Genomic DNA, 12,941 nt, shown 5'->3' with positions numbered 1-12,941 from the left:
GGCCCATCGGTTGTCGAGCCGCACTTCAGTCGCTCCGTGGCTTCCGCCAGCCATTCATCGTCTCCAGCACACCGCGCATCCGCCTCACGTGGTTGCCTTCCCAGAAGAGCTGACGACAGGCAGGACAGGCCCAGACAGTGGTTTGATCCGCGGGTACCGCACCGGGGTGGAAATGAGCGATCTGCCAATCGCTGGCCCGCTCCAGGGGCGTGTTGCATGTTTTACAGCGGCTGAACGGCGCGACACACCAGTCCAGATCCACACGGAGGGTCAGTTCCCGGCGCCGCGATTCCTCGCTATCCGCTGTCAGGTGGATGACGTAAAGGGGCGCGTCCGCGAACTGCAGCAGATCATCATCCGCCGTAATCAGCCAGCGGTTCTCGTCACGGGCCTGTGCCATCAGCTGCCGATCGGGCTGGCCGGGTGCTGGCACCACCGTGTCGTAGCCGGCCACGCGCAGCCACTGGGCAAAGCCGTTCAGCATCTCATCGCAGAGAAAGCGCAGCGGGGCAACCGGGCAAAAGGGGGCCCGTGGCTCGGCCCCGGGCTCGCCGATGACTATCCGACCCGTCGGTATTCCGTCTTGTGGCATTTCGGGCAGGGCGGGATGTGGCCGGCGCTTTTAAAGTGGATTTCCTCATCACAATTCCGGCAGTGGAACACGCCCGGTGCCGCCATCTCACCGGTGTGGTAAACGCCGGTGCTGTTCGCCCAGGTCGACAGCTTTTCCATCAGCTCCTGACCGCCCCTGGCGAAGTGCGACGCCAGCTCCAGGAACCCGGCGGACACACGCGAGGTGGTGGCGTGTTCACGCACCCACTGGCTCCAGCGGTCAAAATCCTTGCCGGTCTCGTTCAGATCCCGTTTGAGGTAGTCCCGGAACTGGCGACTCTCTTCCTGGGTCAGATCCCCTGCTTTTTCGAACGCTTCACGGGCGCCCTCCATCGCCTCCTCCAGCGAGTGGACGGTTTTATCCCGCGATGCTTCGAAGAACGACCGGGTCTTCTCCGCAAACCGTTCGTACGTCTCGGTCCATTTCTTGTCGCTGTCACTCATTACCGGCACCTCCTGTGAATACCGTCAATGTCTAAGATATGCGCAAAACACGCTCACGGCCAGCTGCTTCGTCGTGATCGTACGGCTACCCACGGGCATGGGATCGACAACGGCATCTTGCAAGGTCGATACAAATTGCTTCATTTGTGGCAAATTGCTACACTCAGACGAACTGCAGTGAGGTGACACCATGAGCACGAACAGCATACGCCTGGATAAAGAACTGGTTGAAAAGGCGACGATCATTGCCAAAGCGTTGAATCGGACCACGCCGAAACAGATCGAGCACTGGGCAAAAATCGGCGAAATGATGGAGGACAATCCGGACCTTCCATACGATTTCGTCCGACAAGCCATCATTGCGAAGGCCGAGCAGGAAGCTGGGAAGCTGGAGCCTTACGATTTTGGTTAAGATCGCCCATGTCTTACAGACCCCGACCTTCAGAAAAGCGGTCAAAAAGCTCAATCCAAATCAGAAAAAAGACCTGGACTCGGCCGTCAAGGACCTGATGGCCGATCCAGCCATCGGAGAGCAGAAGAAAGGCGATCTTGCTTTTCTTCGGGTGCATAAATTCAGGATGAACAAACAACCGACATTGCTCGGATACCGATTCGACGACGGAGCGTTGGTCCTTGAGTTGATCGCCCTCGGCTCCCACGAATATTTCTATCGCGACATCAAACGACGCTCATGACGTCGTCACCGGCTACGCCCCTGGCTCACCACGGATCTCATCGACAATCCGAAACCCCCGCGCCTGGTAGTTGGCCAGTGCGCTCGGGTGATCCAGCGAACAGGTATTCACGGTCACCCGTTGAACACCGGGAATGGCCCAGGCCTGGCGCACCGCCTCTGTCAGGAAATACCCGCCAAAGCCCCGGCCAATGAATCCGGGCCCCAGCCCGAAGTAGGCAATGTCCACGTCGCCGTTGTCGGCTTGGAGCAGCTCGAAGTAACCGGCGATGGAGCCCCGATAATAGGCCAGCCAGGTCCGCAGGGCCGGGTCTTCCACATAGGTCCGCCAATCCTCGTCCGTAAAACCCAACTTGTCGGTCCACTGCCAGGGCCCACCGATGTGCTGATAGAGAAACCGGTTCACGGCGTGGTTGTCGATCTCCGCTTCAACCACGGACAGACCGTTGCCCGACCCGACCGGGTTCAGATCAGCGGGACGGGTCATTTCCAGGTAGTAGATGGTCACGTCTGACACGGCAATCGCTCCGGTGGGCTGCTGAACCCGCGATTGTCGGCGTTGTGGGCCCGGTGGTAAAGACACTATCGGGGTCAATCGGTGCGCGGCTGAACAGCCCGAGAACGGGCGTACCCTGCTCGTGCAGGATCGGTTCAATGTCCCGGAACAGGGCGCGGTAGCGATAGAACGGCACGCGCGGGAACAGGTGATGAATGGTGTGAAGATCCTGCCCCATCCAGAACCAGCGAACCGGTGTCATCCAGGCCGGCATCACAAAGCTGTTGGTATTGCGATAGCGCTGCTGCGACGTATAGGGATGGTGGGGTCGGTAAGCAAACCAGTAGACGGTGAACACCACGCCCAGCAGATACCCAACCACCAGCAACACCAGCCCCTCCACCACAGGCACCTGCGTCAGAAACGCGATCCGCCAGCCGACACCGACCACCATCTCCGTCAGATGGCGCACCTTGTCACGACGGGCGACACGCGGCGTCCCGGCGGTCAGAACGTGGGCATGGAGGTGTCGGAGAAAGCGCAGCAACGTGCGAAGCATCTCTCCGTGCCCGATCCGATGAATCAGGTAGTCCGGATCACGCTCGGGGTCGTTGGTGTGACGGTGGTGTGCCATGTGCTCTATCCGGTGGGTCGCGTGCGGGAGCAGCGTGATCTGTGCGGCCAGATACCCACACACATCCTCCAGCCACCGGAAACGCACCTCCCGGCCGCGGATATTGCCGTGAGCCGCCTCGTGCAGCGGCGTATAGGCCAGGTACGTCAGCGCCCCCAGCAGAACCGTCGCCAGCCATAACGGCAACAGACCCGTCGCCCAGGCAAACAGGTTGGCTACGAAGGCCAGGGTGACAACACCCGTGACCATCACGGTCCCGAGCGCCACGTCGCCCCAATAGGCTTTCGATTGGTCAATGGCCTGTTGATTGAGATGTCGCAGATCCGGTTCCACAGTCCTCTCTCCCTGTCGTCAGCTCGTCGACCTCACACGGGCCGACGGTATCGATTTCACCAGGGAACCTCTGAAACAGTCCCTGCTATGGCGAATGTCTTTGTTACGCGGTGGGCGTGCGCGCCCCCGGTCAAGAGCTCACCTGCCAGTCAGGCAGGCCTTGCTTTCTGCGCTCCATGCGCCTCGCATCAGTGACTGTTTCAGAGGTTCCCTAACGCTCACGGTATGAGAGGACGGACTGGACACGATTTTCATTAAATGACTATTCTCTATTCATTTAATGCCACTCGGATTATGGAATGCCGACCGATCACCCCACCAGCAAAACCTACCTGCTGATCCTGCTGAGCCAGTCCTTTGCGCCGGCGGAGCGAATACTGGAGGGAACGGGCCTGGCCCGCCGTGATGTGGATACGCTGGATGCCGTGGATTTCTCCACGGTTCAGACGGTGGTCCGCAATGTGGAGCGATACAGCAACGATCCGGCCTGGCCCGCCAAGCTCGGCTCACGGGTCGGGATCACCAGTCACGGCACGGTCGGCTTTGCCGCGCTGAGCGCGCCCTCCGTCGGGCAGGCACTGACAACTTTCGTGCGGTGGGAGCCGATCCGGACCCCCGGCTACCGGGCCACAACGCGGGAGCAGAACGGGCAGATCGCCATCAGCGTGCGCGACACGACGGGCGATCCGACGTATCACCGGGCTTTCTGCCTGATTTTCCTTCGGGGTCTGGAAACGCTGATCGGGGCCATTATCAATCAGCCGTGCCAAGGGCAAACCACCCTGGCGCTGCCGGGAACACCAGCGAACGCCCGCCGGGCTCTCGCAGAGGAATTCGAGTCAACGCTCGACTTTCCGGAAACGGGGGATTTCACGCTACGCGTTCCGAAACACCTTTGGACCCGTCCGTCTCCCCTCAGCGATCCCGAGGCCCACCGGCTCAACCTCCAGAAATGCGAGCAGATCGTGGCCGAGCGCGACAGCACCGCCACGCTGGACCTGATTCTCCAGACACTGCTGCGTCAGCACTTCGAGCAGAATGTCAGTGACCGTGGCGAGCCAGTACCGCCGCCCACGTCGGGGCAGATGGCGGATCGACTGCACCTGTCGGAACGAACCCTGATCCGGCGGCTGAAATCGCTCGGCACATCCTACCGCGCGCTGATTGAGGAAAGTCGCCAAAACACCGCCGCACACCTGCTGACCGACGCCCGTTACCGCGTCGCTGACATTGCGGACTTGCTGGGCTACCAGACACCGTCCAACTTCTCCCGGGCATTCTCCCGCTGGTTTGGGGTCAGCCCCGGGCGGTTCCGCCTAGTGTCCCGTCGGGCTAATTCCTTAACCCACTGAGCTTCTGAAAAACCGAAGAGCTAGCCCGGATTTCTCACCAAGGGTTCGGATTTTGCGTGTTCCTGGGGAAACAGGTGGGTCAAATGGACCGCCGGGCGTGGCCGTAGCCCCGTCCAAGGGCCATTTGGCCCAGATGTGAAGCCAGGGGCGCGCAAAACCGAACAGATCCAATTTGGATCTCGGGAAACGTGTTAATGAATACCATAACGCCATGGCCCTCAACGGTTTTTTTGACATTCCAGTCGTCCTTGGTGAGAAATGCGGGCTAGGCGTGCTGGTGAAGGTTTGGTGGTTCCAAATCGAGTCACACAACGACAAATAGGTCCCCCGTTGTCGCCTCGAACAAGGCCATCACCTCACGCCACCAGACGTTGGACGGGAATGAGTTCACACTCTAATCTTATTCTTATGCAACATCTGTGTGACAAGGAGAGTGGATGTTTGGGGCAAGCTCGGGAGCCGGGGCGGTTCTGAAGGCGATCAAGTCCACACAGGCCGTCGTTCAATTCAAGCCGGATGGCACCATCATCGACGCGAACACGCTGTTTCTGGATCTGTTGGGGTACCAGAGAGAGGAGGTTGTTGGTCGCCACCACAGCCTCTTTGTGACCGATGCCGAGGCAAACAGCGCCGAATATCGCTCATTCTGGTCCGCATTGGCCGGTGGCAAGGCCCAGACCGCCGAATTCAAACGCATCACCAAAAGCGGGCAGCCTGTCTGGATTCAGGCCTCGTACACGCCGATTGTTGAGCGCGGCAGAGTGACGCGTGTGATCAAATTCGCCTCGGACATCACCGATAAAAAGCTGTCTCAGGCCGATAACGAATCCCAGATCGCCGCCATCCATCGTGCCCAGGCCGTCATCGAGTTCGACCTTGATGGCACCATTCTGACCGCCAATGATAATTTCCTGAATCTCCTGGGCTACCGCCTTGAAGAGGTACAGGGCCAGCACCACCGCATCTTTGTGGATCCGGACGAAGCGCGGAGCCCGGCTTATCGCCAATTCTGGGACGATCTGCGTCAGGGGCGCTTCCAGACCGCAGACTACCGACGCATCACCAAATCCTTGAGTCCGGCAACCGGATCAGTGGCATGGTGTCCAGTATCAATGGCATCGCCGAGCAGACGAATTTGCTGGCACTGAACGCGGCCATCGAAGCCGCACGGGCAGGCGAGCTGGGCCGGGGGTTCGCCGTCGTGGCCGACGAAGTCCGCAATCTTGCGGCCCGCGCCGGGCGGTCCGCAGGGGAAATCAACGACGTCGTCTCCGAGAACCAGTCTCTGATGAAGCAGCTCTCAGACTCTCTGGCGCGTCTGAATGAAGAAGACTGACACCGCACCCAGCACCAGGCTCCCGTTTGGTCATCCATCGGCACGAAAACGTCAAATGGGCCGTATCACGAGAGGGTTGAGCCGCCTGCCTGCGCGACCGGTCGTCTGGCCATCCGAACCCGTCACAGACCGTGAGTAGGCCGTCATTGTCGTAACGATCGGAACCTTCAAATAACGATACGGCCATGCTCTGTTCATTTGGGCCCGGCTGGTAGAATGGCGCCTTTGCGAACCCACCGGACCGCCGGACGACCTTGTGAGCCGCTCCCCAGACCCCAACGCGCCGCTGGCGCCGCAACTGTTCTCCATGGCCTGGCCGATGCTGATCGGCGTGCTGTCGCTGATGAGTTTCCAGCTCATCGACAGTATCTTCATCGGTCAGCTCGGACGGGATCCACTGGCAGCGCAGGGCTTCACCGTGCCCATGCAGCAGCTGATCATCGGGCTGCAGGTGGGTCTGGGAATCGCGACGACGGCCATCATCTCCCGCACGCTCGGTGCCGGGAACACCGACCGGGCCCGGCGACTCGGCGGTCTGGTCGTACTGCTGGGGGGCGCGCTGGTGTTTGTTGTGCTGGCGCTGATCTGGGCACTGCGACAGACGATTCTGGACTGGCTTGGAGCGGAACCGTCGCTGGTGCCGCTGGTGTCGTCCTACTGGCTGGTCTGGCTCGGCGCCGCCTGGCTGGGCGCGGTCCTGTATTTCGGCTACAGCCTGAGCCGGTCCCACGGTGACACCCGCCTGCCCGGGTTCCTGATGGTGCTGACCAGTCTGATCAACATCGGACTCGACCCCCTCTATATCTTTGTCTTCGGCTGGGGCCTGCCCGGGGCGGCGTTTGCGACGGTGACGGCATTCGGCACCGGGTGTCTGATCGTTTATCCGGCGCTGCTCAAACGCGGCTGGCTGCACTTCGGGCTGGGCGACCTGCGGCTGTTCCGGGCCGTCCGCGAGCTGTTCGGCATCATGGCGCCGGCCATGACCAGCCAGCTCATGCCGCCACTGGCGGCGAGTCTCGCCACCGCCATTGTCGCCGGATTCGGCTCGGCCGCGGTGGGGGCCTGGGGCCTGGGCACACGGCTGGAGTTCTTCTCCATCGTCGTGGTACTGGCGCTGACCATGGCGATGCCGCCAATGATCGGTCACATGCTCGGCGCCGGGCACCTGCAACGGGTGCGCGAGCTGATCCGCATCGGTGTGCGCTTCGTGATCGTCTGGCAGCTCGCCATCGGCCTGATCTGGCTGGCTCTGTCGGGCATCGTCTCAGAGATCTTCACAGCGGACCCGTCCGTCACCTCCATCCTGCACGACTACCTGCTGCGCGTCCCGCTCAGCTACAGCGGTCTGGGCGTGTGCATGCTGATGGTCTCGGTCTGCAACGCCCTGGGACTGCCCATGCGTGCCCTGCTCATCTCCGTGCTGCGCCTGTTCGCCTGCTACCTGCCCAGCCTCTGGCTCGGCTCCCGGATCGCCGGCATCCCCGGCCTGCTCACCGGCGCCCTGATTGGCAACCTGCTGGCCGGGGTACAGGCGTATCTGCTGTACCGGTGGGGGATGGGGCGGCTTCAGGCACAGAATATTTCGCCGCGGAAACCGCGGCGAATCAATCACTAAACCGCGCCCGGAAGGCCTCTGGCATGCGCACCACTTTCTTCTCGACGTAGTTGAAGAACACGAAGCCGTACTTGGCCAACGCCACCTGTTGGCCGGTCTCGGCTTTGGTGACGCGGAAGACGAAGTCACCGCCGTATTTGTTGAAATCGGTGAGGCCGACTTCGAAGCGCAGGCGTTCGGGGTAGAAGGACTCGGCTTGGTACATGGTGGCCAGATCGGTCACGATGATGCCTTCGCCCTCGCGGTCGGTCTCCGCCACGCCGTGTTCCACCAGGAACTGGGCGCGGGCTTCAGAAAGCATCGAGATGAGCGCGTCGTTACCCAGATGGTTGGCGCCGTTGATGTCGGTGATGCGCACGGGCAGTTCCGTGGCGAAAATGAAGACCTCATCCGGGTAGGAGAGCTGGATACGCGCCATAATGGGACCTCCGGGAAAAACCGCCATTGTACCGGACACGTGACCTGTCGCCATTTGCCAGAGGGTCTGTCGCTTCAGGACAGGGGCGCCGACCGCATGAGCGCCTAGAATGGCGCCTTTTCAGACAAAGGAGCACACCGCATGCGTCGCTGGAACGGATGGGGAGACGAGCAGTTCAGCCTGTCGCTGCCGGACAGTGGTCAGGATTTTCTCAGCGACCGGATCGGTCCCGGCCGCCAGCTGGGCAATGCCACGCTGGAGGCGGTCTGTGATCAGGTGCCGGCTTCCCGTCTGCCAGAGCATCCCGCCATCCACACCGACGCGGAAACCCGGGTCCGTCACGCCCGCGGTCAGAGCCTGGAAGACTGGCTGGCCATGCGCAGCGGTGATTTTGGCCCGTTCCCGGACGGTGTGGCGTTTCCCGAGTCCGGCGACATGGTGCGCGAACTGCTCGCGTTCGCAAAAGACGAGGACCTTCACGTCATTCCCTACGGCGGCGGCACCAGCGTCGCCGGACACATCAACCCGGTGGATCATGGGCGCCCGGTGCTGACCATCGACATGGGCCGCATGAACCGGCTGCTGGATCTGGACGAGGACAGCCAGATTGCCACCTTCGGTGCCGGCACGCCGGGCCCGCTGGTGGAAAGCCAGCTCAAGCCACTGGGCTACACCCTGGGCCACTTCCCGCAGTCATTCGAACTCTCCACGCTGGGTGGCTGGGTCGCCAGCCGCTCCAGCGGTCAGCAGTCGCTGCGCTATGGGCGCATTGAGCAACTGTTTGCTGGCGGCACGGTGGAATCCCCCGAAGGCACACTGACACTGCCGACCATTCCCGCCTCCTCCGCCGGACCGGATGTGCGCGAAATGGTGCTGGGCTCGGAGGGGCATCTGGGGCTGATCACCGAGGTAAAAGTACGCGTCACGCCCATTGCCGAGAGGGAGCAGTTCCACGTGCTGTTCTTCCCGGACTGGGAGCAGGCGCGCACCGCCGCCCGTCGGCTGGTGCAGCAGAAGATCCAGCTCTCCATGCTGCGCCTGAGTAACGCCACCGAAACCGAAACCCAGCTGGCGCTCGCCGGGCACCCGAAACAGATCGGCCTGCTGGAAACGTTCCTGGGCTGGCGCGGCGTCGCGGACGGCAAGTGCATGATGACGCTGGGCCTGACCGGCTCCAAAGCGCAGTACAGCGCCGCCCTGAAACAACTCAAGGCGCTCACCAAATCGTACGGCGGCGTCTACACCGGCACCTATCTGGGCAACAAGTGGGCCGAGAAACGCTTCACCATGCCCTACCTGCGCGAGGCCCTCTGGGACGAGGGCTATGCGGTGGACACGCTGGAGACGGCCACCGACTGGAACAACGTCGATCATCTGATGCACACCATCGAATCGACGCTGCGGGACGGCCTGGCAGACGAGGGCAAGCGGGTGCATGTATTCACTCACCTGAGCCACGTCTATTCCCAGGGCTGCAGCATCTACACCACCTATGTGTTCGCCAATGGTGACGATCACGACACCACGCGCCGCCAGTGGCAAAGGCTCAAGCAGAGCGCCTCGGAGCAGATCGTCCACAACGGCGGCACCATCAGTCATCAGCATGGCGTCGGAAAGGACCACGCCCCCTATCTGCCAGTGGAAAAAGGCGCGCTGGGCATGGCCCTGATCCGCGGACTGGGCCGGACGCTGGACCCGGACCAGCGTCTGAGCCCGGACACGCTGTACGCCTGGAACGACAAGGAGTCCTCATGAACACCGCCCTGCCGGTCACACAGCTGGCCGAGAAACAATGGGACCTGATCGTGATCGGCGGCGGCATCACTGGTGCGGGCATCGCCCGGATTGCCGCTGACCGGGGCCTGGCCACCCTGCTGGTGGAACAGCAGGATTTTGCCTGGGGCACCTCGAGCCGCTCGTCCAAGATGGTTCACGGCGGGCTGCGGTATCTGGGCAGTGGCCAGTACCGGCTCACCCGCGACGCGGTGCGCGAACGCCAGCGCATGCTGGAGGAAGCGCCCGGACTGGTGGAGCCACTGCACTACATCATGCCCCACTACCAGCGCCAGTTCCCCGGGCCCCGGATCTTCGGCCTGCTGCTGTGGCTCTATGACAAGATCGCCGGGCGGCGCAATCACGACTTTCTGCCGGGCGACCGGGTGCTGGACTGGATACCGGGCCTGCGCCGGGAACGGCTCAAGGGCGGCACCCGCTTTGCCGATGCCGGGACGGATGACGCCCGGCTGGTCCTGCGCCTGATCCACGAGGCGGACACCGACGGGGCCACCATCCGCAACTACGTGCGCGCGACCCATGTGCGTCAGGGCGCCCCCGCGAGCGTGACACTGGAAGACCGGGAAACCGGGGAGACCGCCACGGCCCGTGCGCGGCTGGTGGTCAGCGCCACCGGCGCCTGGACGGATGCGCTGCGCCAGCATCTGGGGGCCGACAGGACCATCCGTCCGCTGCGCGGCAGTCATCTGGTCGTGCCCTTCTGGCGTCTGCCGGTCGCCTCCTCGGTGACCCTCATGCACCCGGAGGATGGGCGCGCCATGTTCATCTTCCCCTGGGAAGGCATGACGGTCATCGGCACCACCGATCTGGACCACGAGGGCGACCTGAACGACGAGCCGGTGGTCACCGAACCGGAATACCGCTACATGCTGACGCTGGCCGATCACTACTTCCCGGACCATCAGGTGACCCGGGACAGCATCGTCGCAAGCTGGTCCGGGGTACGGCCCGTCGTGAGCACCAATCACGACGTGGCGCCGTCCGATGAGAGCCGCGAACACGAGATCTGGGACGACAGTGGCGTGGTCAGCGTCGCCGGCGGTAAGCTCACCACCTTCCGGCTGATCGCCGAGGAAGTGCTGGCCACTGGCGCCCCCTATCTGGCGGACCCGGAGGTGGTGCGTGGCCCCGGTCCGGACCATGTCTTCCGGCCCGCCCCGGAGACCGACCGCCCACCTGGCCTCAGCAGCCGTCAGTGGCACCGGCTCAAGGGCTACTATGGGCCGGATCTGCCGGACGTCCTCAGCGCCGGCCCGCTGACCCGTATTGCCACCACCGACACGCTCTGGGCGGAACTGGTCTGGGCCGCCGGGCATGAAGGCGTGCGCCATCTGGACGACCTGCTGCTACGCCGTACCCGCATCGGCATGCTGCTGCCCGAAGGCGGGCGAGACTGGCTGGACGCCATCGAGACCGCCTGCGCGCCGGTCATGACCTGGTCCGCCGACGACTGGGGCCGGGAGAAGGCCCGCTACCTGACCATCTGGCGCCAGGCGTACTACCTGCCCCGGGAGGACGCGGAGTCCGGCGCATGAGCGAGCGGCTGATCCTCACCATCGACAATGGCACCCAGAGTGTCCGGGCCCTGCTGTTCAACCTCGACGGCGATCTGGTGGGTAAGGGCAAGCGGGAAATCGAACCCTATGTCTCGCCCCATCCCGGTTGGGCGGAGCAATCCGCTGAGTACTACTGGGAGAGCCTGGGCGAGGCCTGCCGGCAGTTGTGGGCAGACACCGACGCCACACCGGAACAGGTCGCAGGGATCGCCGTCACCACCCAGCGCGGCACCGTCGTGGCGCTGGACGAACATGGGGAGCCGGTGCGCCCGGCCATCACCTGGCTCGACCAGCGCAGCGCCCGGGTCGAAGGGAAAGTGGGGTTTCCGTGGGACCCACTGTTTGCCGTGCTGGGCCTGAACGAGACCATTCACCGGTTCCGGGAAAACACCCAGGCCACCTGGCTGGCGCAGAACGAGCCCGAGCACTGGCAACGGACCCGGCACTTCGTGCTGCTGTCCGGCTTTCTCAATTACCGGCTCACCGGCCAGTACCGGGATTCAGCGGGCAGTCAGGTGGGCTACATCCCGTTCGACTACCGCCGCCAGCAGTGGGCCGGTCCCAGGGACTTCAAATGGAAGGTCATGCCGTTGCGCCGGGACATGCTCCCGGAACTGGTGGCTCCGGGCGAGCGACTTGGCGAACTGACCGGCCCGGCCGCCGATCATCTCGGACTGCCCGCCGGCCTGCCCGTCATGGCGGCCGCCTCGGACAAGGCCTGCGAAATTCTCGGTGCGGGGAGCCACCGGGAAACGGTCGGCTGCATGAGCTACGGCACCACCGCCACCATCAACCTCACCAGCCACCGCTACATCGAGCCGATCCGCTTCATGCCGCCCTATCCCTCGGCGATTCCGAATCATTACTGCAGCGAGGTGATGATCTACCGGGGGTTCTGGATGGTGAGCTGGTTCAAGAAGCAGTTCGGCCTGCGCGAGCAACACATCGCCGAAGAGCGGGGCATCGCGCCTGAAGCGCTGTTCGATGAACTGGTCCGGGATGTGCCGCCCGGCGCCATGGGCCTGATGCTGCAACCCTACTGGTCGCCGGGCGTGCCCCAGCCGGGCCCGGAAGCGAAAGGCGCCATCATCGGCTTTGGCGATGTGCACACCCGCGCCCACCTGTATCGGGCGATTCTCGAAGGACTGGCCTACGCGCTGCGCGAAGGCAAGGAGCGACTGGAGAAACGCGGCAAGGTGCGGATGGACCGGCTCCGGGTCGCGGGTGGCGGCTCCCAGAGCGACGTGGCCATGCAGCTCACCGCCGACATCTTCGGCCTGCCCTCCGAGCGCCCCCACACCTACGAAACCTCCGGCCTCGGCGCGGCCATCGACGCCGCCGTCGGACTGGGCCTGCACCCGGACTTCGACACCGCCATCGACCGCATGACCCGCGTCGGCGACCGCTTCGAACCCGATCCGGAGACTCACCGACTCTACGATCGCCTCTACCAGGAAGTGTACTGCCGGATGTATGACCGGCTGCAACCGTTGTATCAGAGCATCCGGGAGATTACCGGCTATCCGGAGTAGGGAGATTCACCGCGGAAAATGATGGGTTAGCCACGGAAAGACACGAAGAGCACTGAAAAAGAAAGAGTGACGAGTTCAAAGTTACATGAGGGGCTTTTCATGCTCAGCCCTAAAACGACACTCAT

At 63.1% G+C, this 12,941-nt stretch carries 13 protein-coding genes and 1 pseudogene; 9 read left to right on the top strand and 5 right to left on the bottom strand.

The genetic code is table 11. The features are described from left to right. Positions 1-25: 25 nt before the first annotated feature. Complete coding sequence (locus tag C8D92_RS06250; protein WP_116918759.1) at positions 26-592, bottom strand: Mut7-C RNAse domain-containing protein; 567 nt, start codon at positions 590-592, stop codon at positions 26-28. Next, entirely contained in the window at positions 559-1,056 is a 498-nt protein-coding gene (locus tag C8D92_RS06245) for a zinc ribbon-containing protein (RefSeq protein ID WP_116918758.1), read from the bottom strand. The genes C8D92_RS06250 and C8D92_RS06245 overlap by 34 nt, the downstream gene beginning before the upstream one ends. A gap of 190 nt (positions 1,057-1,246) precedes the next feature. On the opposite strand from C8D92_RS06245, the gene C8D92_RS06240 reads away from it, so the two are divergent. Together C8D92_RS06240 and C8D92_RS06235 are read left to right on the top strand one after the other, a co-directional pair. Next, positions 1,247-1,468: a TA system antitoxin ParD family protein gene (locus C8D92_RS06240; RefSeq protein ID WP_116918757.1), complete on the top strand. Its 222-nt coding sequence runs from the start codon at positions 1,247-1,249 to the stop codon at positions 1,466-1,468. Then, positions 1,461-1,751, top strand: coding sequence for a type II toxin-antitoxin system RelE/ParE family toxin (locus C8D92_RS06235; RefSeq protein ID WP_116918756.1), 291 nt, complete (start codon positions 1,461-1,463; stop codon positions 1,749-1,751). The genes C8D92_RS06240 and C8D92_RS06235 overlap by 8 nt, the downstream gene beginning before the upstream one ends. A gap of 12 nt (positions 1,752-1,763) precedes the next feature. On the opposite strand, the gene C8D92_RS06230 is transcribed toward C8D92_RS06235, so the two are convergent. Then, positions 1,764-2,267, bottom strand: a complete 504-nt coding sequence (locus tag C8D92_RS06230; protein ID WP_116918755.1) for a GNAT family N-acetyltransferase — start codon at positions 2,265-2,267, stop codon at positions 1,764-1,766. Next, positions 2,221-3,213, bottom strand: coding sequence for a fatty acid desaturase (locus C8D92_RS06225; protein WP_207775125.1), 993 nt, complete (start codon positions 3,211-3,213; stop codon positions 2,221-2,223). Before C8D92_RS06225 ends, C8D92_RS06230 begins: the two co-directional genes overlap by 47 nt. Positions 3,214-3,512: 299 nt before the next feature. Between C8D92_RS06225 and C8D92_RS06220 the strand changes: the two genes are divergently transcribed. The 4 genes and pseudogenes from C8D92_RS06220 (at position 3,513) to C8D92_RS06205 (ending at position 7,516) form a co-directional block, all read left to right on the top strand. Continuing rightward, positions 3,513-4,565, top strand: coding sequence for an AraC family transcriptional regulator (locus C8D92_RS06220; protein ID WP_116918754.1), 1,053 nt, complete (start codon positions 3,513-3,515; stop codon positions 4,563-4,565). 437 nt (positions 4,566-5,002) lie between these two features. Continuing rightward, the gene (locus tag C8D92_RS06215) at positions 5,003-5,713 is read left to right on the top strand and encodes a PAS domain-containing protein (protein ID WP_116918753.1); all 711 of its coding nucleotides are present in this window, start codon (positions 5,003-5,005) and stop codon (positions 5,711-5,713) included. Next, positions 5,674-5,830: pseudogene (locus tag C8D92_RS06210) on the top strand (methyl-accepting chemotaxis protein); the annotation flags it as partial. The gene C8D92_RS06215 and the pseudogene C8D92_RS06210, both read left to right, overlap by 40 nt. Before the next feature lie 378 nt (positions 5,831-6,208). Then, entirely contained in the window at positions 6,209-7,516 is a 1,308-nt protein-coding gene (locus C8D92_RS06205) for an MATE family efflux transporter (protein ID WP_243402386.1), read from the top strand. On the opposite strand, the gene C8D92_RS06200 is transcribed toward C8D92_RS06205, so the two are convergent. After that, complete coding sequence (locus C8D92_RS06200; protein ID WP_095610308.1) at positions 7,506-7,934, bottom strand: thioesterase family protein; 429 nt, start codon at positions 7,932-7,934, stop codon at positions 7,506-7,508. The two genes, C8D92_RS06205 and C8D92_RS06200, sit on opposite strands and share 11 nt — an antisense overlap. Positions 7,935-8,075: 141 nt before the next feature. Here C8D92_RS06200 and C8D92_RS06195 point away from each other — a divergent pair, with 141 nt between their 5' ends. The 3 genes from C8D92_RS06195 to C8D92_RS06185 are packed head-to-tail and all read left to right on the top strand — an operon-like array spanning position 8,076 to position 12,816. Next, complete coding sequence (locus C8D92_RS06195) at positions 8,076-9,689, top strand: FAD-binding oxidoreductase (RefSeq protein WP_116918751.1); 1,614 nt, start codon at positions 8,076-8,078, stop codon at positions 9,687-9,689. Then, entirely contained in the window at positions 9,686-11,263 is a 1,578-nt protein-coding gene (locus C8D92_RS06190) for a glycerol-3-phosphate dehydrogenase/oxidase (RefSeq protein ID WP_116918750.1), read from the top strand. Before C8D92_RS06195 ends, C8D92_RS06190 begins: the two co-directional genes overlap by 4 nt. Continuing rightward, positions 11,260-12,816, top strand: a complete 1,557-nt coding sequence (locus tag C8D92_RS06185) for an FGGY-family carbohydrate kinase (RefSeq protein ID WP_116918749.1) — start codon at positions 11,260-11,262, stop codon at positions 12,814-12,816. Before C8D92_RS06190 ends, C8D92_RS06185 begins: the two co-directional genes overlap by 4 nt. The last annotated feature ends 125 nt before the right edge of the window (positions 12,817-12,941 follow it).

It is taken from the genome of Tamilnaduibacter salinus, assembly GCF_003096655.1.
GTDB classification, from domain to species: domain Bacteria; phylum Pseudomonadota; class Gammaproteobacteria; order Pseudomonadales; family Oleiphilaceae; genus Tamilnaduibacter; species Tamilnaduibacter salinus.
Note: the sequence above shows the minus strand (reverse complement) of the source record. Positions and strands in the feature narration are given on the sequence as shown.